The organism is Paenarthrobacter sp. E2MeOHC11 (genome assembly GCF_058744955.1).
Map to the genome: position 1 here is coordinate 3,785,405 of NZ_CP196673.1, position 22,505 is coordinate 3,807,909.

23 protein-coding genes and 1 riboswitch are annotated in these 22,505 nt (G+C 63.9%); of the genes, 12 read left to right on the forward strand and 11 right to left on the reverse strand.

Going from position 1 to position 22,505, the window contains the following annotated elements; genetic code table 11:
- Positions 1–3 precede the first annotated feature (3 nt).
- Together ACSSVG_RS17650 and ACSSVG_RS17655 are read right to left on the reverse strand one after the other, a co-directional pair.
- Positions 4–735: a DUF1003 domain-containing protein gene (locus tag ACSSVG_RS17650; RefSeq protein WP_231337918.1), complete on the reverse strand. Its 732-nt coding sequence runs from the start codon at positions 733–735 to the stop codon at positions 4–6.
- The gene (locus tag ACSSVG_RS17655) at positions 716–1,999 is read right to left on the reverse strand and encodes a magnesium transporter MgtE N-terminal domain-containing protein (protein WP_011775428.1); all 1,284 of its coding nucleotides are present in this window, start codon (positions 1,997–1,999) and stop codon (positions 716–718) included. The genes ACSSVG_RS17650 and ACSSVG_RS17655 overlap by 20 nt, the downstream gene beginning before the upstream one ends.
- A gap of 76 nt (positions 2,000–2,075) precedes the next feature.
- Here ACSSVG_RS17655 and ACSSVG_RS17660 point away from each other — a divergent pair, with 76 nt between their 5' ends.
- Positions 2,076–2,903 (forward strand): general stress protein, encoded by an 828-nt coding sequence (locus ACSSVG_RS17660; RefSeq protein ID WP_231337919.1) that lies wholly within the window; start codon positions 2,076–2,078, stop codon positions 2,901–2,903.
- 95 nt (positions 2,904–2,998) lie between these two features.
- Here ACSSVG_RS17660 and ACSSVG_RS17665 read toward each other — a convergent pair whose 3' ends face one another.
- Positions 2,999–4,582, reverse strand: a complete 1,584-nt coding sequence (locus ACSSVG_RS17665; protein ID WP_492415761.1) for an aminopeptidase P family protein — start codon at positions 4,580–4,582, stop codon at positions 2,999–3,001.
- An 80-nt stretch (positions 4,583–4,662) separates the two neighbouring features.
- Here ACSSVG_RS17665 and ACSSVG_RS17670 point away from each other — a divergent pair, with 80 nt between their 5' ends.
- Together ACSSVG_RS17670 and ACSSVG_RS17675 are read left to right on the forward strand one after the other, a co-directional pair.
- Positions 4,663–5,508 carry a PHP domain-containing protein gene (locus ACSSVG_RS17670; protein WP_231337921.1) on the forward strand — a complete coding sequence of 282 codons (846 nt, stop codon included), beginning with the start codon at positions 4,663–4,665 and terminating at the stop codon, positions 5,506–5,508.
- 13 nt (positions 5,509–5,521) lie between these two features.
- On the forward strand, positions 5,522–6,130 hold the full coding sequence (locus tag ACSSVG_RS17675) for a MarC family protein (RefSeq protein ID WP_231337922.1): 609 nt from the start codon (positions 5,522–5,524) through the stop codon (positions 6,128–6,130).
- Between the two features lie 17 nt (positions 6,131–6,147).
- Here ACSSVG_RS17675 and ACSSVG_RS17680 read toward each other — a convergent pair whose 3' ends face one another.
- The 3 genes from ACSSVG_RS17680 to ACSSVG_RS17690 all read right to left on the reverse strand — a co-directional run bounded on the left by ACSSVG_RS17680 (position 6,148) and on the right by ACSSVG_RS17690 (position 10,516).
- Entirely contained in the window at positions 6,148–7,026 is an 879-nt protein-coding gene (locus ACSSVG_RS17680; protein ID WP_231337923.1) for a DNA-methyltransferase, read from the reverse strand.
- Between the two features lie 8 nt (positions 7,027–7,034).
- The gene (locus tag ACSSVG_RS17685) at positions 7,035–8,741 is read right to left on the reverse strand and encodes a DEAD/DEAH box helicase (RefSeq protein WP_231337924.1); all 1,707 of its coding nucleotides are present in this window, start codon (positions 8,739–8,741) and stop codon (positions 7,035–7,037) included.
- A 278-nt stretch (positions 8,742–9,019) separates the two neighbouring features.
- Complete coding sequence (locus ACSSVG_RS17690) at positions 9,020–10,516, reverse strand: RNB domain-containing ribonuclease (RefSeq protein WP_231337925.1); 1,497 nt, start codon at positions 10,514–10,516, stop codon at positions 9,020–9,022.
- 41 nt (positions 10,517–10,557) lie between these two features.
- Here ACSSVG_RS17690 and ACSSVG_RS17695 point away from each other — a divergent pair, with 41 nt between their 5' ends.
- Entirely contained in the window at positions 10,558–11,226 is a 669-nt protein-coding gene (locus ACSSVG_RS17695; RefSeq protein ID WP_492415762.1) for a ferritin-like fold-containing protein, read from the forward strand.
- A 21-nt stretch (positions 11,227–11,247) separates the two neighbouring features.
- Here the strand turns inward: ACSSVG_RS17695 and thiE are convergent, their stop codons facing one another.
- Positions 11,248–11,913 carry a thiamine phosphate synthase gene (gene thiE, locus ACSSVG_RS17700; RefSeq protein ID WP_492415763.1) on the reverse strand — a complete coding sequence of 222 codons (666 nt, stop codon included), beginning with the start codon at positions 11,911–11,913 and terminating at the stop codon, positions 11,248–11,250.
- A 27-nt stretch (positions 11,914–11,940) separates the two neighbouring features.
- Positions 11,941–12,059, forward strand: a riboswitch (TPP riboswitch).
- On the opposite strand from thiE, the gene thiO reads away from it, so the two are divergent.
- From thiO to ACSSVG_RS17720, 4 genes are all read left to right on the forward strand, one after another.
- Complete coding sequence (gene thiO, locus ACSSVG_RS17705; protein ID WP_492415764.1) at positions 12,052–13,317, forward strand: glycine oxidase ThiO; 1,266 nt, start codon at positions 12,052–12,054, stop codon at positions 13,315–13,317. Its footprint overlaps the riboswitch before it by 8 nt.
- On the forward strand, positions 13,314–13,550 hold the full coding sequence (gene thiS, locus ACSSVG_RS17710) for a sulfur carrier protein ThiS (protein ID WP_159703647.1): 237 nt from the start codon (positions 13,314–13,316) through the stop codon (positions 13,548–13,550). Before thiO ends, thiS begins: the two co-directional genes overlap by 4 nt.
- 3 nt (positions 13,551–13,553) lie before the next feature.
- Positions 13,554–14,366: a thiazole synthase gene (locus ACSSVG_RS17715; protein ID WP_256491633.1), complete on the forward strand. Its 813-nt coding sequence runs from the start codon at positions 13,554–13,556 to the stop codon at positions 14,364–14,366.
- A gap of 32 nt (positions 14,367–14,398) precedes the next feature.
- Positions 14,399–14,734, forward strand: coding sequence for a 4a-hydroxytetrahydrobiopterin dehydratase (locus ACSSVG_RS17720; protein WP_253468620.1), 336 nt, complete (start codon positions 14,399–14,401; stop codon positions 14,732–14,734).
- 76 nt (positions 14,735–14,810) lie between these two features.
- Here ACSSVG_RS17720 and ACSSVG_RS17725 read toward each other — a convergent pair whose 3' ends face one another.
- The 3 genes from ACSSVG_RS17725 to ACSSVG_RS17735 are packed head-to-tail and all read right to left on the reverse strand — an operon-like array spanning position 14,811 to position 16,161.
- Entirely contained in the window at positions 14,811–15,113 is a 303-nt protein-coding gene (locus ACSSVG_RS17725) for a hypothetical protein (protein WP_231337930.1), read from the reverse strand.
- Positions 15,114–15,151: 38 nt separating this feature from the next.
- Entirely contained in the window at positions 15,152–15,376 is a 225-nt protein-coding gene (locus ACSSVG_RS17730; protein ID WP_026539987.1) for a DUF3107 domain-containing protein, read from the reverse strand.
- A 50-nt stretch (positions 15,377–15,426) separates the two neighbouring features.
- On the reverse strand, positions 15,427–16,161 hold the full coding sequence (locus ACSSVG_RS17735; RefSeq protein WP_253468618.1) for a TetR/AcrR family transcriptional regulator: 735 nt from the start codon (positions 16,159–16,161) through the stop codon (positions 15,427–15,429).
- A 6-nt stretch (positions 16,162–16,167) separates the two neighbouring features.
- Between ACSSVG_RS17735 and moeB the strand changes: the two genes are divergently transcribed.
- Both moeB and ACSSVG_RS17745 read left to right on the forward strand, forming a co-directional pair.
- On the forward strand, positions 16,168–17,370 hold the full coding sequence (gene moeB / locus ACSSVG_RS17740; RefSeq protein ID WP_492415765.1) for a molybdopterin-synthase adenylyltransferase MoeB: 1,203 nt from the start codon (positions 16,168–16,170) through the stop codon (positions 17,368–17,370).
- A 39-nt stretch (positions 17,371–17,409) separates the two neighbouring features.
- Entirely contained in the window at positions 17,410–18,396 is a 987-nt protein-coding gene (locus ACSSVG_RS17745; RefSeq protein WP_492415766.1) for an SDR family NAD(P)-dependent oxidoreductase, read from the forward strand.
- A gap of 8 nt (positions 18,397–18,404) precedes the next feature.
- Here the strand turns inward: ACSSVG_RS17745 and ACSSVG_RS17750 are convergent, their stop codons facing one another.
- Positions 18,405–19,727: a glutamyl-tRNA reductase gene (locus ACSSVG_RS17750; RefSeq protein ID WP_492415767.1), complete on the reverse strand. Its 1,323-nt coding sequence runs from the start codon at positions 19,725–19,727 to the stop codon at positions 18,405–18,407.
- 158 nt (positions 19,728–19,885) lie between these two features.
- Here ACSSVG_RS17750 and hemE point away from each other — a divergent pair, with 158 nt between their 5' ends.
- Complete coding sequence (gene hemE / locus ACSSVG_RS17755) at positions 19,886–21,001, forward strand: uroporphyrinogen decarboxylase (RefSeq protein WP_231337935.1); 1,116 nt, start codon at positions 19,886–19,888, stop codon at positions 20,999–21,001.
- A 5-nt stretch (positions 21,002–21,006) separates the two neighbouring features.
- The gene (gene hemG, locus ACSSVG_RS17760) at positions 21,007–22,476 is read left to right on the forward strand and encodes a protoporphyrinogen oxidase (protein WP_231337936.1); all 1,470 of its coding nucleotides are present in this window, start codon (positions 21,007–21,009) and stop codon (positions 22,474–22,476) included.
- Positions 22,477–22,505: the final 29 nt, after the last annotated feature.

Below are 22,505 nucleotides of genomic sequence, written 5' to 3' on the forward strand. Positions count from 1 at the left end.
CGGTCAGGTCCGGCTTTCAGGGTCTTCGGGAGTTGGTTTGGCGGTGGAGTGCTGCGGGCCGCTGGCACGGGGCGGGCGGACCTTCGGAATCTGCTGGGTGCGGGGACCACGCGACTTATCGCGCTTCTCCTTGAGCTTCTCCTTGACCTTCTCGCCCGGCGACTCCGAGCCATCAGCGGAGCCTTCGTTCTCGCGGAGTTCCTCCTGGGCATCGATGATGTCTTCGAGCAGACTCCTGAGCTCGGTCCGGACATAGTCACGGGTGGCCACTTCGCGCAGGGCGATGCGGAGGGAAGCCAACTCCCGGGTCAGGTACTCGGTGTCGGAGAGGTTGCGTTCGGCGCGTTGGCGGTCCTGCTGAAGGGAGACACGGTCCCGGTCGTCCTGCCGGTTCTGGGCCAGCAGCAGGAGGGGAGCGGCGTAAGAGGCCTGCAGCGACAGCATCAGGGTCAGAAGGGTGAAACCCAACTCCATCCGGTCGAACTGCCAGTCCGTGGGCGCGAAGGAGTTCCACGCAAGCCAGAACACGCAGAACACCGTCATATAGACAAGGAACGTGGGCGTACCCATGAAACGGGCGAAACCCTCCGTCGCGTTGCCGAAGGCGTCCGGGTTGGGGGAGAACTTGGGCAGTATCCGCTGCCGGCCGCTCAGGGGCGTATCCAGGCTGCTGCCGGAGCGTCCTGTGGACTTGGTGGATCGGGTGGCGTTGTTATCAGCCAATGCGGCCTCCAAGTTTCCTTATAGGGGCATCGTCCTCGTGGGCGCGCCAGTCATCCGGCAACAGGTGATCCAGCACGTCATCAACAGTCACCGCCCCCACAAGGCGGCCGTCGTCGTCCACGACTGGAAGGGAATTCAGGTTGTACGTGGCCAAGGTCCGGGCAACTTCGCTGATGTGGGCCTGGTCCGAAAGCGGTTCCAGGTTTTTGTCCACGAGGTTGCCCAGAGGTTCCGGTGGCGGGAAACGCAGAAGCTGCTGTATGTGCACCACACCAAGGAAACGGCCGGTGGGTGTCTCCAAAGGCGGGCGGGCAATGAAGATGGATGAGGCCAGCGCGGGTGAGAGCTCCTCGCGGCGGACGTGGGCCAGTGCCTCAGCTACGGTCGCCTCCGGCGGGAGGATGACCGGGACAGGGGTCATCAAGCCACCTGCGGTGTCTTCGTCGTACTCCAGGAGGCGGCGGACATCCTCGGCTTCCTGGGGCTCCATGAGTTGAAGCAGCTCTTCTGCTTGCGCGGACGGAAGCTCGGCGAGGAGGTCGGCGGCGTCGTCAGGATCCATTTCTTCAAGCACGTCTGCGGCGCGTTCAACGTCCAGCGCGGAAAGGATCTCCACCTGGTCATCCTCCGGTAGCTCTTGGAGGACATCGGCGAGGCGTTCGTCCTGAAGCTCGCTGGCCACCTCAAAACGCCTTTTGTCGCTCATTTCCTGCAGGGCCTCGGCAAAGTCCGCGGGCTTGAGGTCCTCGTGGGTGGCAACGAACTGGGTTGCGGCCTGGGGCTCGTTGTGGGCACCGGTCTGGGCATCGGCCCAATCGATGATGAGGGTCTCGTTGCGGCGGAGCCTGCCAAACGGCGACAAAGAATGTCCGCGGCGGACGAAGAGCTTGCTGACAAACCAGTCTTTGGACCGGTGCTGGTCCATGGCGATGTCCTCGATCGTGGCGTCTCCACTGCCGTCGGCCAGCGTCACACGGCGATCGAACATCTCGGCCACCACCAGCGTTTCGGCGCCGCGCTGCTCGAAGCGGCGCAGGTTGACCAAACCGGTGCAGATGATCTGCGTCTGGTCGATGGACGTAATGCGCGTCATGGGAACGAAGACGCGCTTCTTGCCCGGCACCTCCACCACGATGCCCACCACGTGGGGGGCTCCACGGGTCCCGCGGGAGAGCACCACGACGTCGCGCAGGCGGCCTAGACGGTCGCCCAAGGGGTCGAAGACGTCCAAGCCGAGCAGGCGCGCGACAAAGACGCGTGAAGGATGTGTGCTCATGTTTACAGGCTACCGAGTCTGCTCTCTTTTAGCTGAATTCCAGCTGTTACACATGTCCATGAGACACAATGGGGCTATGTCTAACATTTTTGGTGCTCCCAAAGCCGTAGAGGAATCCCGCAGCGTCCCCCAAGGCGACACTGTGGGCTCATACACCTCGTATTTGGATGCCCAGAAGGCGGTGGACTACCTCGCGGACCAGCAGTTCCCGGTTCAGCTGGTGTCGATCGTGGGCAACGACCTCAAAATGGTGGAGCGCGTGACCGGCCGCCTGAGCTACCCGAGGGTGGCATTGTCAGGCGCTTTGAGTGGCATGTGGTTCGGCCTTTTCGTCGGTGTCATGCTCTCCTTCTTCACACCTGCGGGTGGTCCGTTCTCCATCATCACCTCGGTGCTGATGGGCGCGGCGTTCTTCATGCTCTTCGGAATCGTCACGTACGCCACGCAACGCGGGAAGCGTGACTTCACCTCCACCAGCCAGGTGGTGGCCACCAATTACGATGTCATCGTTGCCGTGGAGGCAGCGCACGAAGCCCGGCGGTTGCTCCAGCAGCTGCCCATGAACCCATCGCAGGCAGCCACGGCCCAGGCGCCAAACTACAGCCCCCAGAATCCTCCGCTGCATCAGCCGGGCCAAGCGCCGGAGCGTCCTTCCACGTGGAACGACCCCTACGGCCAGCGCGGCCCCGAGCCCACCGCCGGCGTCCCTGAGGGCCAGAACGCACCCGCCGGGACAACGGCCCCTGTCGCCCAGGAGCCTGTGCAGACCCCGGCGCCGGCAGCCGTCCGTTACCCGGACCTGCCCGACGGCCGACCGCAGTACGGTGTGCGCGTCACGGAAGGCCAGAACGCACAGCAGGGGGATGGGCGGGAGTCCGGCTCCGAAGATTCGTCCAAGCAGTAGAAGCAGATAAGTGCTGGACAAGAATAAGTTCTGAATAAGGGAAGGCCACCGGATCTCCGGTGGCCTTCCCTTTTTGCAAAGAAATGCGGTCAGGCTTAGCCCTGCGCCTCCTGGTAGATGCCGGCCATCCAGGATTCAACGTCGTCGGCCTTCCGCGGCAATGCGGCGCTGAGGTTGACGGGACCGTCGGCGGTCATCAGGATGTCGTCCTCGATCCGGACACCGATTCCGCGGTATTCCTCCGGAATGGCGAGGTCCTCGTCCTTGAAGTAGAGGCCGGGTTCAATGGTGAACACCATGCCCTCGGTGAGGATCCCATCAAGGTAGAGTTCGCGCTTTGCCTGGGCACAGTCGTGGACGTCCAAGCCGAGGTGGTGGCTGGTGCCGTGCGGCATCCAACGGCGGTGCTGTTGGCCTTCGGGGCTGATCGCTTCCTCGACGGAGACAGGGAGGAGCCCCCATTCTGAGAGGCGTTCGGCCAGGACCGTTGTTGCCGCTGTGTGGATGTCGCGGAACTTCACGCCAGGCTGGGCCGCCGCGAAGCCGGCGTCGGCGGCGTCGAGGACGGCTTCGTACACCTTGCGCTGGACGTCGGTGAAGGTGCCGGTGGCAGGAAGGGTGCGGGTTACATCGGCCGTGTACAAGGAATCGGCTTCCACTCCGGCGTCCAGGAGCAGGAGTTCGCCGGCATTCACGGTTCCTGAGTTGCGGTTCCAGTGCAGCACCGTGGCGTTGTTTCCGGAGGCGGCAATGGTGTCGTAGCCGAGTTCGTTGCCTTCCTCACGGGCGCGGGCAAAGAAGGCACCCTCAACAACACGCTCGCCGCGCTTGTGGGTCAAGGCACGGGGGAGTGCGCGAACCACGTCGGCGAAGCCCTCAACGGTAGCCGCGACGGCGATCTTCATCTGCTCGATTTCCCACTCGTCCTTGAGGAGGCGCAGTTCAGAAAGTGCTTCGCTGAGCTTTTCGTCCAGGGCATCGAGTTCGCCGAGGTCCAAGGTCTCGGGGTCCTTGGCGGTGTTATAGCGTGCTGTGTCCACCAGGGCATCGATGTTCTCATCCACCTTGCGGACCAGCCGGATGGAAATGCCACCGATTTCCGGGGCGCCCACGTTCTTGGTGATGGCCATCTCGAGTTCGGCGATGTGCGCGGTGGGCAGGCCCAGCCGTGCTTCGAATTCGGCCAGGGTGGGACGGGCGCCGATCCAGAACTCGCCGGCGCGGGAGTCCGCGTAGAACTGTTCGGTATCGCGGCCTGCCAGCGGACGGAAGTAGAGCGTCGCGGTGTGGTGACCGCCGTCGTCGCCCTTTCCTTCCGCAGCCGGCTCCAGGATCAGGACGGCGTCGGGCTCGTGGTCCAGGCCCAACCCTGTGAGGTGGGCGAACCCCGAGTGGGGGCGGAAGCGGTAGTCGCAGTCGTTGGAGCGGACCTTCAACGGTCCGGCCGGGACAACAAGCCGCTCGCCCTTGAACAGTTCGGAGAGGGTACGACGGCGGCGGGCGGCATGGTCCGCGACGGCGTCACGCGCAGGGGTCACCTGCGCGGCAGGCGCCCAATTGCTGGCCATGAATGCCTTGAAGGCATCGGACGTGGGCCTCTGTGAGCGGTTGTTGACGCGCTCTTGCAGCGGCTGGGAATTTGAGGAGTCCATGTTTTGGGTGTTTTCGGCATCGTTCACCGTTACATCGTCCCACCAGTTCCGTGAGGAGGCCAACGGCGCAGCGCTCCAAGCCGGGCTGCATCCAATAGGCTGTGAAAGTGAGGATAGACCTGCATGCGCACTCCAACGTTTCCGACGGAACCGAGACACCCGCGGGGGTGATTATTTCCGCTGTGGCGGCAGGCTTGGACGCGGTCGCTCTGACTGACCACGATTCCACGGATGGCTGGGAGCCAGCGGCTGCAGCTGCCCTGGAACATGGCATCTCCTTTGTCCCGGGCATGGAGATCTCGTGCCGAACGGAACAGGGCATCAGCGTCCACTTGCTCAGCTACCTGCACGACCCCGCCCACCCGGGATTGTTGGAGGAGATCACCAAGTCCAAGGATGCCCGGCTCACCCGTGCCGAGCACATGGTCACCTTGTTGTCCGAGGACTATCCCTTGACCTGGGACGACGTCATCCACCACGTCGCCCCAGGTGCAACTGTCGGGCGCCCCCACATTGCCGATGCTTTGGTCGCCGCTGGCGTCGTCGCCGATCGGACCGAAGCCTTCACCTCCATCCTCACCTCACATTCGCGGTACTTCGTGCAGCACTACGCGCCCAACCCGGCGTTCGCCGTCGAGCTTGTCCGTGCCGCGGGCGGCGTTCCGGTCTTCGCCCACCCGGTGGCGTCATCGCGGGGACGCATCGTGGGGGAGCGGACGTACAGGGAGATGATCGACGCCGGACTGCTGGGACTTGAAGTCGAGCATCGGGACAACCCGGAGGATGGACGCGGGTTCCTGCGGGGGTTGGCGGCGGAACACGGCCTGCTCATGACGGGCTCCTCCGACTATCACGGAGCGGGCAAACCCAACCTCTTGGGCGAGAACATGACATCGCCGGAGGTCCTGGCACGGATCGAGGAGTTGGCAACAGGATCCACGGTGATTCGGTGAAGGGGGTCCGCTGATGGATTTGCAGCTGCTCGCATCGGTGATCGTTACGTTGTTCGTGATCATGGATCCACCCGGTACGGTGCCCATTTTCATGTCATTGACGGCCCAGATGTCCGCGAAAGACAGAAACCGCTCTGCGTTCCAGGCGCTCTTGGTGGCCACTGGCGTGATCGTGGTGTTCGCGATCTTCGGTCAGTCCATCCTGAACTACATGCATATTTCGCTGGCGGCCTTGCAGGGTGCCGGTGGCCTGCTGCTGGTGCTGATCGCATTGCAGCTCCTGACTGGTTCCACCAGCGGCGAGGAGAATGCCGCCAAGTACAAGAACGTCGCGTTCGTGCCTCTGGGTACTCCCTTGATGGCCGGTCCCGGCGCGATCGTGGCGGTCATGGTCTTTGTCCAGCAGTCCACCGAATTGTCCGAATATTTGGCCGTGGGACTTGGCATCGCGGCAGTGCTGGCCTCGCTGTACCTGGCGATGCGGTTCGCGGGTGTGGTGCAGCGCGTGCTGGGCGAGAACGGCGTGGAGCTTGTTACCAGGATCGCCGGCCTGCTGCTCTCCGCGATTGCGGTGCAGATGATCGCAGACTCCGTGACGGCCTTCGTCAAAGGCGTCGCCTGAAGCCCGGTTTGAACGCTCTAGAGGCTGGTGGGCTGGATCTCGTGGAAGACGGCCTTGGTGCCCAGTCGTTTGCGCATGACCTCGATGGCCTGTTCATTCTGGTCTACGCACACAAAGCTGCGGCCCAGTTTGGCTGCCACGGCACCGAGGGTTCCGGAGCCTGCAAAGAAATCCAGGCACCAGTCGCCCTCACGGCTTGATGCTGAGACGATCCGGCGGACCAGTCCTTCGGGCTTCTGGGTGGGATACCCGGTCTTTTCGCGGCCGGTGGGCGAAACAATGGTGTGCCACCAGACATCCGTGGGCAATTTTCCGAGCTCTCGCTTTGCGGGCGTGACGAGGCCCGGTGCCATGTACGGTTCCCTGTCCACTTCGGCGTTGTCGAAATGGTACTTGGTGGGGTTCTTGACGTACACCAGGATGTTGTCGTGCTTGGTTGGCCAACGGTTCTTGGCGCGGGCGCCGTAGTCGTAGGCCCAGATGATCTCGTTGAGGAAGCATTCCCGGCCAAAGATGGCGTCGAGCATCACCTTGGCATAGTGCACCTCACGGTAATCGAGGTGAAGGTACAAGGTGCCGTCGTCAGCCAACAGCCGCCAGGCCTCTACGAGCTTGGGTTCCAGGAAGGACCAGTAGTCGCTGAAGGCGTCGTCGTAGCTGTGGAGGGCGCCCTTGATGGTGTCGTAGGACCGGCCTTTGAAGCCGACGCGGTCGCCGTCGCCGTCCGCGTTGCGGACCATGCGGGTTTCCTGGCGACGCTGGACCCGGCCGGTATTGAAGGGCGGGTCCACGTAAATGAGTGTGAAGGCGCCGTCCGGCAGCGAAGGGAGGAATTCCGCGTTGTCCGCGTGCACCACCAAATTGCCGCCGTCCGGCGCCCAAACAGTTTCAGTCATTGAGGTTTTTAGGCCTCGGCGCTGCCGGACTGGGCAGCTGCAGTCTCACCGGAGACCACTTCGCCGTTGCGGCGGCGCGTGCGGGTACGACGCGTCCTGGCAGGCTTTTCAGCGCTGTCCGATGCGGCCGTGCGGGCGTCTGAGGCGCCGGCCGCTGGGGCTGCTTCGCCTTCTGACGTACGACGGCGGCGCGTACGGTTGCGTCCACCATCGCCCTTGGATTCGCTGGAGTCGGAGTCGCCGGACTTGCCGGAACGGCCACGTCCCCCGTCGCGGCCACGGCCGCCATCGCGTCCGCCGTCCCGGCCGGAACTGCCGGAGCGTGCGTTCTTCTTGCCGGTCTCGCCAAGGTCTTCAAGTACCTCGGCGTCTACGCCGGCGAGGACGCGCTTGTTGCGCGGCAGCCTGCCCTTGGTGCCCTCGGGGATGTCCAGATCGGTGTAGAGGTGCGGTGAGGAGGAGTACGTCTCAACAGGCTCGGGAACGCTGAGTCCCAGGGCCTTGTTGATCAGGCCCCAGCGGGGCATGTCGTCCCAGTCCACGAACGTGACGGCAGTGCCCTTGTTGCCTGCGCGGCCGGTGCGGCCAACACGGTGCAAGTAAATCTTCTCGTCTTCAACGCACTGGTAGTTGATGACGTGCGTGACGTCGTCGACGTCGATGCCGCGGGCGGCAACGTCGGTTGCTACCAGGACGTCCACCTTGTTGTTGCGGAAGGCCCGGAGGGCCTGCTCGCGGGCACCCTGGCCAAGGTCGCCGTGGATGGCCGCAGCGGCGAATCCGCGGTCGACGAGTTCCTCGGCAACTTTCGCTGCGGTGCGCTTGGTCTTGGTGAAGATGATGGTCCGGCCGCGCCCGCGTGACTGCAGGATACGTGCCACGACTTCGGTCTTGTCCATGCTGTGGGCACGGTAGATGAGCTGGCGGATATCGCGCTTGGTGAGGCCTTCATCGTTCGGATCAGCAGCGCGGATGTGGGTTGGCTGCGTCATGTAGCGGCGTGCCATCGCGATCACGGGGCCGGGCATCGTGGCCGAGAAGAGCAGCGTCTGCCGAACGGCAGGGGTGCCGGCGATCAGGGTCTCAACGTCCGGGAGGAAGCCAAGGTCCAACATTTCGTCCGCCTCATCAAGAATCACCATCTTGACGTTCTTCAAGCTCAGGTGCTTCTGCTTGTAGAGGTCGATCAGGCGGCCCGGGGTACCGACAACGATTTCGACGCCCTTCTGCAGGGCATCGATCTGGGGCTCGTAGGCACGGCCGCCGTAGATGGTCGCGATGCGGGCGTTGCGCTTGCGTGAAGCAGTCTGGAGGTCGTTGGCAACCTGCACCGCGAGTTCACGCGTGGGGACGATCACCAGGGCCTGGGGTGCGCCCGGGACAGCAAGCTTTTCGTAGCCGGCGTCGTCGCGGCCGACCACACGCTGGAGCGCGGGAATGCCGAAGCCCAGTGTCTTGCCTGTACCGGTCTTGGCCTGGCCGATGATGTCGTGGCCGCTCAGGGCTACGGGCAGGGTCATTGCCTGGATGGGGAAGGGATGGGTGATCCCGGCGTCGGCCAAGGACTCAACAATGTCCGCGCGGACGTTGTAGTCAGCGAACGACTTTTCTTCGATCTCGTGGGGCGTCTCATCCGAGGTGATCGTTTCCTCGGGCTCGATGGTTTCAGTTCCGGTGGAGTCCGTCAGGACTTCATGGGTATGCAATTCACTCACAGGGAGTTTCCTTATTCATTTGGGCATTGGCGCTGCATGCTCAACGGGGGCGGCGGAGCCGTACCGGAGCACGAACGGGCGCGCAAGCAAATCCAGTGGAAGCCGATCGCGGGCTATCTAAGTACTGGCACTGGTGACCAGTTGGTACATCTCAAGATCGCGTAGGGGCGGGCTTGTTGAGTTCAAAAATTCACTGAATCAACGACCGGGCATCCATTACTACAGGCTTAGTCTATCCTCTGGCGCCGGCAAAGCCCGGATCGCCGCCGGGAAGGCCGTCAGGGAAGCAGTTGGAACCGGATCTCCCTGCTGGCAATATCGGCCTTCACCAGCCGTACCCGAACGTTGGTCCCGGACTCCAACTCGCCGTCGCAGCGGGCAGTCACGGCAGGTTCGGCAATCTGGACGACGCCGTAAGGACCGCTCCCGTTTCCATTGCCGTTACCGTTGCCCGTGCCTTTTCCGTTGGCATTGCCGTTTGAAGGCTTGGACCCGGATATGACCACGGCGTCAAACTCCTGCCCGACGTGGTTGGCCACCAGCGCCGCTTCCACAGTGTCCAAGGCGGCGCGCTCGAGGCGTCCGGCCAGCTGATCCGAGGACGCCATGATGTCGGGCAGGGAGGGCAGGGCATCACGCGCCCAGGCCGGTATCGGGTGGTTATTGCTCAGGGCTTCGCAGATCACCAGGACAAAACGGTCAATGAGCCGCCGCAACGGTGCGGTGGTGTGGGCGTAGGGAGCTCCAATGGCTGCCTGAACCACATTGGCGGGCACCTCCCCGTCAAACGGAGTGTAGCCGGCGCCGCGGAACAAGGTGCCGGCCGAGTGCAGGATGGCCAGTTGCTTGGGATCGGATGCGTCCAGCGTCCGGAGGTATTCGCCGTAGGAGGTCTTGCCGTCCCAAGGCTTTCCCAGTGCGACGGTCTGCCGTTTGAAATGGAGCAGCGAACGGTCGTCCGGCGCGGGCATGGTCCGCAGGATGCCAACCTTCCCGTCAAGCATCAGTTGGGCGGCGGCCATGCCGGTCATGAGGGAGATCTGGGCATTCCAGTCCTCCACAGGCAAGGACGGGGCGGCAGCGATCCTGTACCCGCCGCCGTCGGTCGCTTGTACTATTTCCTGTTCCGGCATGTTGAGGCTTGCGCCCCCGCGCAGCCGTTCGAGTTCAACGCGCTTGAGGCCAACTTCTTTCAGGAGTTGCAGGACGGGTGGGGCTGTTCCGTCGTCGATCTGCTGCTGGGCGCCCGTGTAGCTCAGCTTGGAAGTGCTGCGAACAACAGCGCGCGCCATCGACACTGCCACCACATCCGCTTGCGCATCCAGCTCGAATTCCCAGACGAACGCACTGCAGACCTGGCCGGCCAGCAGGCTTCCGGCGTTCTCGCTGATGACCTCCGGGTGCAGGGGGATCCGCCCGTCAGGAGCGTAGAACGTCTGCCCGCGCTGCCGTGTCTCGGCATCCAGGGCGCCGCCGGGGACCACGAAGGCCGGCACGTCGGCGATGGCGTAGAGAACCTTGTATCCGTCACCGGAGCGGTCCATGAACAACGCCTGGTCCAGGTCTGTCGACGTGGCAGGGTCGATGGTCAGGAAGGGGATTTCGCGCATGTCCCGGTCCGGCAACTTCAGGGTTTCCACGGCTTGGCGTGCTTCTGCTACGGCCGCTGCCGGATATGCACCAGGAAGGTCCAGCTCGGTCCTCAGGGCAGCCAGTGCGGCGGCAAGCTGGTCCGACGAATCGTCGACGTTGGGTGCAATCCGATGATGTGACACGAAAATCAGGTTAGCCCGAATCCGGCGGATAGTCTTGGATCATGGGCACTTCCCCGGACGCTGCAGCTTCAACCGGGCAACTCGCCGCGGAGCTGCTTGGAGCAATGGCATATGGCGAGTTGTCAGCGTTTGGGCGGCTCTCCGTCGATTCCCGCTACGCCCCCACGCTTCATGACCGCTCAGTCTTGGCAAAAATCGCCGTGGGCGCCTACGGAAACTTTGCACTCCTCAACGATCGGCTGGCCGAGATGGGCATCGATCCCGAAGAGGCCATGCTGCCGTTCCAGCGCTCCTTCGACCACTTCCATGAACGCACCAAGCCAGGGGACTGGTTCGAATCCGTCATGAAGGCCTACGTCATCGATACCGTGTCATCGGACTTTTACAGGGCCGTCGCGGTATTCCTTGATGCCACGACCCAACAGTTCGTTGATCGCGTGGCTTCTCCCGATCAGGCAACGGAGGTCCTGCGTGTCCTGCTCAGGCGGGCACTGGCCGATGACCCCCGCTTGGCCTCGCGTCTGGCCCTCTGGGGCCGACGCCTGGTGGGCGAAGCACTGACGCAGGCCCAACGCGTCGGCACGGAACACCCGCAGCTGGGGCCCACGCTGAGGAGCGGTGGCGACGCCCGTGCAGCAGTCAAGAGGCTGACCGGCGAGCTCGCCGAGAAGCACGCACGACGGATGACAGGCCTCGGCCTGACTGCGTAACCTCCTGGCCGCTTGCTTCCGCTATACGGTGTCCAGTGCCTGCAACAGCGACTTGGCGGCCGCTGTCGGATCCGTGGCCTCAGTGATGGCCCGGACGACGACGATGCGGCTGGCGCCAGCGGCAACCACCTGCTCCACGTTGCTGTGGTCGATGCCGCCGATGGCGAACCAGGGGAGATCCACTTCTGCGTGTTTGACCGCTTTCGCGGCAAATGTGACCAGGTCCAGACCGACGGCTTGCCGACCGGGTTTGGTCGGTGTTGCCCAGACGGGGCCGACACAGAAATAGTCCAGTCCGGTGGGGCTCGACGACGCGGCGATTGCGGCATCGATCTGCGTAGTGGTGTGCGTGGACAGGCCTATTCCCGTGACGTTCGGCAGGAGGGTCCGGGCGGCCGTCAAAGGGAGGTCCTTTTGGCCGACATGGAACACCGGAGCCCCGGAAATACCGGCAACATCGGCGCGGTCGTTCACTGCCCAAAGCTTTCCATGACGTTGGGCCACGCTGCGCAGGACAGCCAGCATTTCCAATTCTTCGGCCGCTTCCAGCGCCTTGTCGCGGAGTTGGATGATGTCCACGCCGCCCTCGAAAGCGGCGTCCACAAAGTCTTCGAAATCGCCTTGCTGTTTGCGGGCATCGGTGCACAAGTACAGGCGGGCGGCGGAGAGGGCATCAGGCTGGGTCATGGAAACCAGAGTAGTTCCTCTAAACTGGGCACGTACTGCGGGAGCCGCGACGTTCGTTATATGACCGTCCGGCTGAGAGGGCTTCAGCGCCGACCGCTTGACCTGATCCGGCTAGTACCGGCGTAGGGAAGGAAACGAATGGCAGAATCCCGCCATACCCCCCTCCACGCAGACGTGGCGGTCATTGGGGGCGGCATTATTGGCCTTGGCATCGCCCACGGAGCCCGGCGGCTGGGCCGCTCGGTGGCACTGATCGATCCCGCACCGGCAACCGGAGCCACTTACGCTGCGGCAGGGATGCTTGCCCCTGTCAGCGAACTGCACTACCAGGAGGAAGACCTCCTGGAACTGATGCTGGAGTCTTCGCACCTGTGGCCGTCCTTCGCGGACGCACTTTCCCGTGAAGGTACTGACACTGGATACCGCGCGACGCCGACACTCGCCGTGGGTGCCGACGCCGCCGACCGCAGGGCGCTCGCCGATCTCCGCGCCGTACAGCTTGGAGCCGGCCTGGCCGTTGAACCGCTGGCCCTTCGCGACGCGAGGGTGCGCGAGCCGCTCCTCAGCCCGCAAATCTCCTGCGCCTTCGACATCCCGGCCGATCACCAAGTGGATCCCCGGAAGCTGGCGGCCTGCCTGGTGACTGAACTGGAGAACCACTCGCACCGGGACGCTACGTGGGTGCACGGAACGGATGACGGGTACGGGGTCCGTGCCGGCGCCCGCCGGTTGTTGTGGGACGGTGGGCGCGTCTCAGGAGTGGAGCTCGACTCCGGCGCCACTGTCCACGCCAGTGAAACCGTGGTGGCCAACGGTCTGGGGGCCGCGGAGTTGTCCGGACTCCCTGACGGTCTCAGCCTTCCTGTGAGGCCGGTATACGGCGACATCCTCAGGCTTCGCGTCCCCGACCACCTGCGGCCGTTGGTGACTTCCACAGTCCGCGGCATGGTGCGCGGCGTACCGGTGTACATCGTTCCCCGGGATGATGGCACCGTGGTCATCGGGGCCACCCAACGCGAGGACGGCTTGTCTGCGTCGTCCAACGCTGTCTCAGCCGGCGGCGTATATCAACTTCTGCGGGATGCCCAAACCCTGGTCCCTGCCGTGGCGGAATTGGAACTCCTTGAAGCAACAGCCCGGGCCCGCCCCGGGACTCCGGATAATGCACCGCTTCTTGGCCGCGTCGCCACTACCAGCGGAGACGTTGACGGGCTGGTGATCGCCACAGGATTCTTCCGTCACGGTGTTCTCCTGACACCCGTGGCCGCCAGGATCGTGTGCGACCTGATCAACGGTTCGGCAGACCCCCGATGGGCGCACTTCCGTCCGGACCGTTTCGCCACCAACACATCCCTATCGCGGGCTCTTACGCCGGCACACGTTCCGAGTAAGGAAACAGCATGAACATCAAACTCAACGGATCCGACCACGCAGTGCCGGAGGACGCTTCCGTCAGCACACTCGTCACCGCTGTCACCGGCCGCGTCCTGGACCACCGCGGACAGGCAGCCGACGGCGGCAAGCTGGGTGTCGCCGTCGCGCGCAATTCCGAGGTGGTGCCGCGCAGCCAATGGTCTGCGACAGCGCTCGCCGCCGGAGACGAACTCGAACTCGTTACCGCAGTCCAAGGAGGCTGAAGCATGACAACAGCAAACACTGAGGTCCGCACCACGGACGTACCTACCGACGCGCTGGTGATCGAGGGCGTCGAATTCGGCTCCCGCCTGATCATGGGGACAGGAGGTGCCCCGAGCCTGGACGGTCTGGGCGCCGCACTCCTGGCCTCCGGGACCGAGCTCACCACTGTGGCCATGCGGCGCTACTCGCCGGCCGAAACCGGATCGCTCTTCCAACTCCTTGTGGACCATGGCATCCGCGTGCTGCCCAACACGGCGGGTTGCTTCACTGCCAAGGACGCCGTGATGACCGCTGAACTGGCGCGCGAGGCCCTGGAGACCGACTGGGTGAAGCTGGAAGTCATCGCGGACGAACACACACTGCTTCCGGACGCCGTGGAGCTGGTGGATGCAACGGAACAACTGGTGAACCGGGGCTTCAAGGTTTTCGCCTATACCAATGATGATCCCGTACTGGCACTCAGGCTCGAGAACCTGGGAGCCACTGCCGTCATGCCGTTGGGCTCACCCATTGGGACGGGCCTCGGCATCCTGAACCCGCACAACATCGAGCTCATCGTGTCCCGGGCCTCAGTTCCGGTGGTGCTCGATGCTGGAATCGGGACGGCATCCGACGCCGCCCTCGCCATGGAGTTGGGCTGCGACGCCGTCCTGTTGGCCACCGCAGTGACCAGGGCGCAGAACCCGGTACAGATGGGCGAAGCCTTCAAACACGCCGTCATCGCCGGTAGGCTGGCCAAGCAAGCAGGCCGGATTCCGCGGCGAGAGCACGCCTTGGCGTCCTCAGCCATGGAGGGCCGGGCGGAGTTCCTCTAGATGCAGGGTTCTCCTGTGTGGAAGGAGTAGTCGTGGCGGGCAACGATGACCACCTGACTCAGGCGGATGTCGAAGGCGCTCTTCGGGACCTTCCGGACTGGAGATATCAGGATGGCCTCGTCACCGTCTATAAAACCCCGACGGCGGCCCTTGCCCTGGCTCTTATCGCCGCGATCGGCCGGATCGCCGAAGAACAAAACCATCATCCGGATCTTGACTGGCGTTACAACCGGGTGTTCGTGCGCTACGTCTCCCACGATGCGGGTGGGCAGGTGACCCAACGCGACGTCGCCGCCGCGGCTTCCGTGAGTGAGGCCGCAGCCGGGATTGGTGCCGCCGCCCAGCCGGAGCGCTATCGGGGCGCCTGAACAGGACTGGCGGAGCGTTAAAGCAACAGTGACCATCACCCGAGGGGCGATGGTCACTGTTGCTTGGTTGTCGCTGTTAGAGCCTCAGTGCTTTGGTCAGGGCGGCAGTATCGTGCTGGGTGCGTGTTCGGCCCAGGAAGACCACTACGCCGGCGGCGGCAGCTGTCCCCAGAACGATCGGCAGGACCCAAGGGATCCACGTTGCGCCTGGCTGGTAGCCCAGACCGGCACTAATGAAAGCGATCCAGCTCAGGGTGCCCACGGCTGCAGAGACGCCGGCCGGCAAGGCGATGCCGTACTTGCCGTGCCTCTTGTCGTTGGCCCACACGATGAAGCCGGTGGCAACGGTGGCCAGAACCACCACCACGAGTGAAAGCATTAAGACTCCTTAGCGGACGACGTTAGGTGGGCAATGCCCTAGAGGGCGCCGAAACCGACGCGGCGGACTTCCTCGGCGCCAATCTCCACGTAACCCAGGACACTGCCGGGGACGATGATCTGGCGGCCCTTCTCATCGGTCAGGCGCAGTTCCGAGCCCTTGGACACGGCTTCGGCCACGATCTTGGCAACGGCATCGGCATCCAAAGCGGATTCGAGCACGATTTCACGGCCAACGTTCTGAATGCCGATCTTTACTTCCACAGCAAGGCCTCCAAGCCAATCAAGTGTTAAGTCAGTCCTCTATTTGTAGCCTAGGACTCTTTGGGGAATCGACTGATTCCGCGCCAAGCTAAACGATAGATCAGATCACTGGCCACATCGAGGTCCAGGTTTCCATCCGTTTCAAGCCAGTACCGCGCGCTGACCTGCGCCATTCCAGCCAGACCACGGCCAAGAAGTTGTGCCTCCAGGGGCGGCAGCTTGGTGTCTTCCGCAATGACGTGGGCGACTGCGTCGGCGAACGTCTTGTTGAAAGTCTCCAAACGGGAGCTGACATCGGGATCATTAATAAGGTCGGACTCGAACACCAGGCGGTGGGCTTGGTCGTCATCAGCGATAAACCTGTAATAGGCGCGCATCACAGCCTTAACGCGTTCCTTGTTGTCCGTGGTGGAGTTCAAGGCACTGAGCATCAGTTCCGTCAGCGTTGCCAAGTGGCTGTCCAGGAGGGCCATGTAGAGCTCTCGCTTGGAGGGGAAGTGCTGGTACAGCACAGGCTTGCTCACGTGGGCAGCCTCTGCGATTTCGTCCATGGCAGCGCCATGGAAACCGTTGGAGACGAAAACTTCCAACGCCGCGTTCAGTAACTGTGCGCGGCGCTCGTCCCGCGGCAACCTTGGTGAACGCGTTGAACCAGCCCGTTCCTGCTTGGCTGGTGCCCCATCGCTTGCCCGTGTGCCGTCAGCCACAGTCTGCCGCCTTTCCTTTGCAGTTATGACCACTCTACTCGTGGGTAATATGACCGGGCGGCATCGGCAGGCATACATTGGGGTATGGCCTCAATTGTTGCTGCCCACTCTGCTGCGCCCGCTGTCCTGCCGCCCCTCGTTGAACCTGCTGCCGAACTCACGCCGGCCGAGGTGGAGCGATACTCCCGGCATCTCATCATTCCGGAAATCGGCGCCGTGGGCCAACGCAGGCTTAAGAATGCGAAAGTCCTCGTCATAGGCGCAGGGGGACTTGGTTCCCCGGCCCTGTTGTATTTGGCGGCTGCCGGTGTTGGCACGCTCGGCATAGTGGACGATGACGTGGTTGACCTCAGCAACCTGCAGCGCCAGGTCATCCACGGCGTCAAGGACGTGGGCATTCCAAAGATCGAGTCCGCACGCAATGCCATCACCGAACTCAATCCGTTGGTGAGCGTGGTGCTGCACAACGTTCGCCTCGACTCCTCGAACGCCCTGGACTTGTTTGCGCAGTATGACCTCGTACTGGATGGCGCCGACAACTTCGCCACCCGATACCTCGTGAACGACGCCGCAGCCATTCTCGGCAAACCATACGTATGGGGTTCCATCTTCCGTTTTGACGGCCAGGTAAGTGTTTTCTGGGCTGACCACGGACCTACCTACCGGGACCTGTATCCCGAAGCGCCACCCGCCGGCTCCGTGCCGTCCTGTGGTGAGGGCGGGGTTTTCGGCATGTTGTGCGCAGCGGTTGGCTCGCTCATGGTGACCGAAGCGGTGAAGCTGATTACCGGCGTCGGGCGTTCATTGCTGGGCCGTGTCGCGCTCTTTGACGCCTTGGGCGGCAGCTGGCGCGAGATCAGGGTTTCGAAGGATCCGGAAGCCGACCCCATCACCGAACTCACCGACTACGAGGCCTTTTGTGGTGTGACGCCCTTGGCTCCGACTGACCGGGACCACACCGTGTCCGCCAAGGAACTCGCCGGACTGCTGGCTGAGCGGGAGTCTGGGGAGAGGGACTTCGAGCTGGTGGATGTCCGCGAATCGGGCGAGCACAGCATCGTGAGCATCGACGGTTCCGTCCTCATACCGCAGGGCAGGATCCTCTCCGGTGAGGCGTGGGTGGACTTGCCGCTGGACAAGGACATCATCTTCCATTGCAAGGCCGGTACGCGCTCCGCTGCTGTCCTGGAAGCTGCGCAGAAGGCGGGCTACAGCCGCGTCCGGCATCTCGACGGCGGCATTCTCGCCTGGGTCCGCGACGTGGAGCCCGGGAAGCCGAGCTACTAGTTCGTTGCTGCCGGGCCGGTGCGTCTGGGAAGCTCAACCATGAGCGAAATCACGGATACACCCCAGCAGCCGCTTGGTTCGGAATTCGGACACGGTTCCACGGCCATGGACGTTGTGTCGGGAGTCGACCTCTCAGGCAGGACGGCTATTGTGACCGGCGGATACTCAGGCCTCGGACTGGAAACGGTGCGTGCCCTGGTTTCGGCCGGAGCGCGGGTAACGGTTCCGGCCCGCAGGCTGGAGCACGCCCGAGTCGTCCTTGCGGAAGCCGGCCTGGCCAACGACGTACAGATTGACCAACTGGATCTGGCAGACCAAGGCAGCGTGAAGGATTTTGCGGCACGCTTCCTGGAAGGGCAGAGCACCCTGGACATCCTGATCAACAACGCCGCCATCATGGCAAGTCCAGAGCAGCGTGTGGGGCCGGGGTGGGAAGCGCAGTTCGCCACCAATCATCTGGGGCACTACACGCTGGTCAACGTTCTCTGGCCGGCCTTGGCTGCTTCCGGTGACGCCCGCGTTGTTTCCTTGTCCTCCACCGGCCACAAGCTGTCCTCCATCCGGTTCGACGACATCAATTTCACTGCCGGCTACGACAAATGGCGAGCCTATGGCCAGGCCAAGACCGCAAATGCGCTTTTTGCCGTCGAGTTGGACCGGCTGGGCCGGGACTTCGGCGTGCGTGCCTTCGCGGTGCACCCTGGGGGCATCATGACCGAGCTGCAACGTCACTTGCCCAAGGAAGAGATGGTGGCCGCAGGCTGGATGGACGCCGAGGGCAATCTTCGTGAGGGTTTCAAGACGCCGGAACAAGGTGCAGCGACGTCGCTGTGGGCTGCTACGTCCAAAGCGCTGGCTGGCAAGGGCGGTGTCTACTGCGAGGACTGCGATATAGCGCATCCCACGGAGAAGGAGTCACCGCTGGCGCGTTATCAGGGAGTAGACCCCCACGCCGTCGACAAGGACGCGGCAAGGAAACTGTGGGAGCTTTCCGCTGGGATGACGGGCGTGAACGCTTTCGCCTAGCGGTTGCGTCAGGCGCTTTCGGAGCGGAGTTGCTGGTGGTCCACGGGGCACTCCGCGGCCGGGGTTGCTGACTGCGGCTGTTCCACCTGGATGCCGTAGAGGGCCTCAAGGGCGGCTACATAGTCATCTTGTTGGCCGTTGGAAGCGAGTTCGCGCGCACGGACCGTCGGGATGTGGAGGAGTTGCTTGACCATGCGGCGCAGCGCGAACTCAACCTCTTCGGCGGCAGCAGTGCAACCGTGGCGGGCGCGCACCTTTTCCATCTCGGCGTCCAGGACATTCATGGTGTGGCGTCGCAGCGCCACAATGGCCGTGTCCACAGACCGGGCCTCGCGCTCTGACTCGAAGGACGCGGCAGCCCCGGTGACGATTGCGCTGGCCTGGGACAGCGATTCTGCTTGTTCCTGGGGTGCGGCGAGACGAACGGACTCAAGCGTCAGGAGCTCAACGCCGTCGAGTTCTCCCACAGCGGGGTCGAAGTCATGGGTAAGGGCAAGGTCGATCGCGATCAACGGCTTGCCCGAGTTTTCCCGGACGCGGGCAAGTTCAGCGGCCTCAACCCGGTTGTCGGAACCGCTGCAGCCAATCATGACGTCAGCTGCGGCAACAGCAGCGGGGAGCGTGTCGGCGTCGAGCGCGGTCCCACCGCGGGTGGCGACGAAGCCTTCGGCGCGGCCGGAGGAAGAATAGACGGAGACCTCAGTGCAGCCGCGTTCCCTGAGCAGCGACATTGTGGCGCCGGCGTACGCTCCGGTACCGAAGACGACTACCTGTTTGGTCGACCAATCATCGTTTTCAGCGAGGTCAGTGGCGAGGTCCAATGCAACGGAGACGATGGAGAGGCCGCGGGAGCCGAGGGCAGTCTGCGCACCGACATCCTTGGCGGTCTTGGAAGCCGCCTGGAAAAGCCGGACGAGCCCGGAGCTAGCCGTGCCTTCCTGCTGGGCGGTAATCAGTGCCCGGCGTACCTGGCCGGCGATTTCACGTTCGCCCACAACCGCGGAGTCCAGGCCCGCGCTCACGGCGAAGAGGTGCCTGGTGACATCGGCTCCAGTGTGGGTGGCGAAGGAGCGGGATACGAGTTGCTCGTTGAGGCCGCTCAGCTCACTGATCTGCGAAACGAGGGCGGAGCGGGCTGCTTCAAGGTCGGCCCCATTGGCTGTTTCCCCGTAAACCTCGTAGCGGTTGCAGGTGGCCAACACCACCGTTCCGGAAACCACAGGGGAATCGATGAGGGCAGCGGAGGCAAGCCCAGAGGAACCGTTGCTCAACTGAGCGACAGTTTCGAGGTCGATGTCGGCGTGTGTAGCCACCAATGAGAAAAGAACCACAGCACCCCAATCATAGCTTTTTCGTAGCCCGGTAGAACAATGTGGCGCCGTGGTGATCCACACGCAGGCGAGTGATCCCGGCCACAACGGCCCGGGCGGGGCGCGACGTGACAGCTTGTCGTTATCTTTTGCCCCGGATTTTCGGCACAATCGAAGGCATGACTTCTAGCGCGGCAGCATCCAACAGTACGGCCTCCACCGCCCCGGCGGGAACCCTCGGCGCCAACCACCCGCTGAAGGACGGCCGCACCTCGGACTCCCCGTTGATCACGGCCTACCGCGGTGGCACGCCCTCCCGCAGGCCCGTGTGGTTCATGCGCCAGGCCGGTCGCTCCCTGCCCGAGTACCTGAAGGTGCGCGAGGGCGTTGCGATGCTTGACTCATGCCTGAGGCCCGAGCTGGCCGCTGAGATCACGCTTCAGCCGGTCCGCCGCCACGACGTCGATGCCGCTATCTTCTTCTCCGACATCGTCATCCCCTTGAAGCTTGCCGGGGTGGGCGTGGACATCGTCCCCGGTGTGGGTCCGGTTTTGGACAAGCCCGTGCGCACGGCTGAGGACGTGGCGGCACTTCCCACTCTGACCTGGGAAGCCCTTGAACCCATCCGCGAAGCCGTCCGCCTGACCGTTGCCGAACTTGGCAAGACGCCGCTGATCGGGTTCGCCGGTGCACCGTTCACCCTTGCTGCCTACATGGTTGAGGGAAAGCCGTCGCGTGACCACCTCGGCCCGCGGACCATGATGCACGCTGATCCTGAAACGTGGGAAGCCTTGGCGAACTGGGCAGCCGATACCTCCGGCATGTTCCTGCAGGCGCAACTTGAGGCCGGCGCTTCGGCCGCACAGCTCTTTGACTCCTGGGCAGGATCCCTGGGTCTGGCCGACTACACCAAGTACGTGGCACCTGCCTCGACGCGGGCCCTCGACCACGTCCGCGGTTTGGGGGCTCCGCTGATTCACTTCGGCACCGGCACGTCCGAGCTCCTGGTCGCCATGCGCGATGTCGGTGTGGACGTGGTGGGCGTTGACTACCGCCTGCCCCTCGACGAGGCCAATCGTCGCTTGGGTGGAACAGTGCCGTTGCAGGGGAACATCGATCCCGCGCTGCTTTCGGCACCGTGGGAGGTCCTTGAAGCACACGTCCGCGAGGTCATCGCGGCGGGCGCGCACGCGCCGGGCCATGTCCTGAACCTCGGCCACGGCGTTCCTCCGGAGACGGACCCCACGGTACTGACGCGCGTCGTGGAGCTCATCCACTCGATCGCCGCAGAGTAGGGCCAATGCGCGGGGGACACTCAACTCCAAAGACGCACCCACCCAAGGAAACCGCCGTGGTGGTGGGTGGAGGGATCTCGGGCCTTCTCGCTGCGCGGGAACTCGCTTTGGCGGGCATGTCTGTCACGGTCCTGGAGGCACGCCAGGAGTGGGGAGGTTGCGTTGGGAGCCACGTCGTGGCGGGACTGCGCCTTGACAGCGGCGCCGAGTCCTTCGCCACACGGTCTCCGGCCGTAGCCGACCTCGCGCGCGAACTCGGCTTGGCGGACAACATCGTTTCCCCACACCCTGGAGGTGCCTGGGTGCAATTGCCGGATGGCCCGCAGGAACTGCCCAAGACCGGCGTCCTGGGCATTCCCGCCAATCCCTGGGACCGGGAAGTCCGCCGTTCCCTGGGGCTGATCGGCGCCATCAGGGCATCCATGGACCGCTGGCTGCCTGCATCGATCGGAACCTCTGCCGAGGTCACCAGCGTCTCATCATTGGTACGTGTCCGTATGGGCAAGAAGGTCCTGGAACGTTTGGTGTCCCCGGTAGTGGGTGGCGTTCACTCCGCCGATCCCGGCCTCCTGGACATTGACATGGTTGCACCCGGGCTCAGGGCAGGTATCCGCAAGCACGGTTCGCTTGCTGCCGCTGTCGCGGCCCAGCGCAAGCACGCCACCGGCTCCGCCTCCAGTCCAGCAAAGCCAGGGTCCGCCGTCGCCGGTTTGAAGGGTGGCATGAACACGCTGGTGGCTGCGTTGGTCGGCGACCTACGGAAGCGCGGAGTCGATTTGCTGACCGGCAAACATGCCGATGCCGTCGTGAGGACCCGCGATGGCTGGCTGGTTACCGCGGGCGATTCCGCGTACGACGCCGGCCGGCTGGTCGTCGCGCTCGACGGTCCTGCCGCCGTCGGGCTGCTGGAGCCGTCCCTGCCCGGGTTGTCCGGCCTGCGTCCCGCTCCGGGGCCGTTGGTCAGCCTGGTGACGATGGTGGTGGACTTGCCGGAGTTGGATCGAAGGCCCAGGGGCACAGGCATCCTGGTTGCGCCGCAGACCCCCGGAATCAAAGCCAAGGCACTGACGCACGCGACTGCCAAGTGGGATTGGTTGGCAGCAGAAGCCGGTCCGGGTACGCATGTCCTGCGACTTTCCTATGGGCGGCGCGAAGAGACTGGTGGGGGAGCGGAATCCGCCACCGACGACGGTTCCCTCTTGGCTGCGGCCCTGGAGGACGCGTCAGCATTGTTGACGGTTCCGGTGTCCCGTGCGGACATTGTTGATTGGGATGTGGTGCGCTGGTCCGGCGCCCTGCCCTTTGCTGCCGTTGGTCATAAACAGCGGGTTGCGCAGGTGCGCAAAGCGTGTGCCGAAGTGGATGGCTTGACTGTCGTGGGCGGCTGGCTGGCCGGAAATGGCTTGGCGGCCGTGGTGGCGGACACCCGGGGGCAGCTGGCGACGGGATGGGGCCAAAAGCACTCCCGTCTGTGATTTGTGTCACTTCTACGCGCTGTAGAACT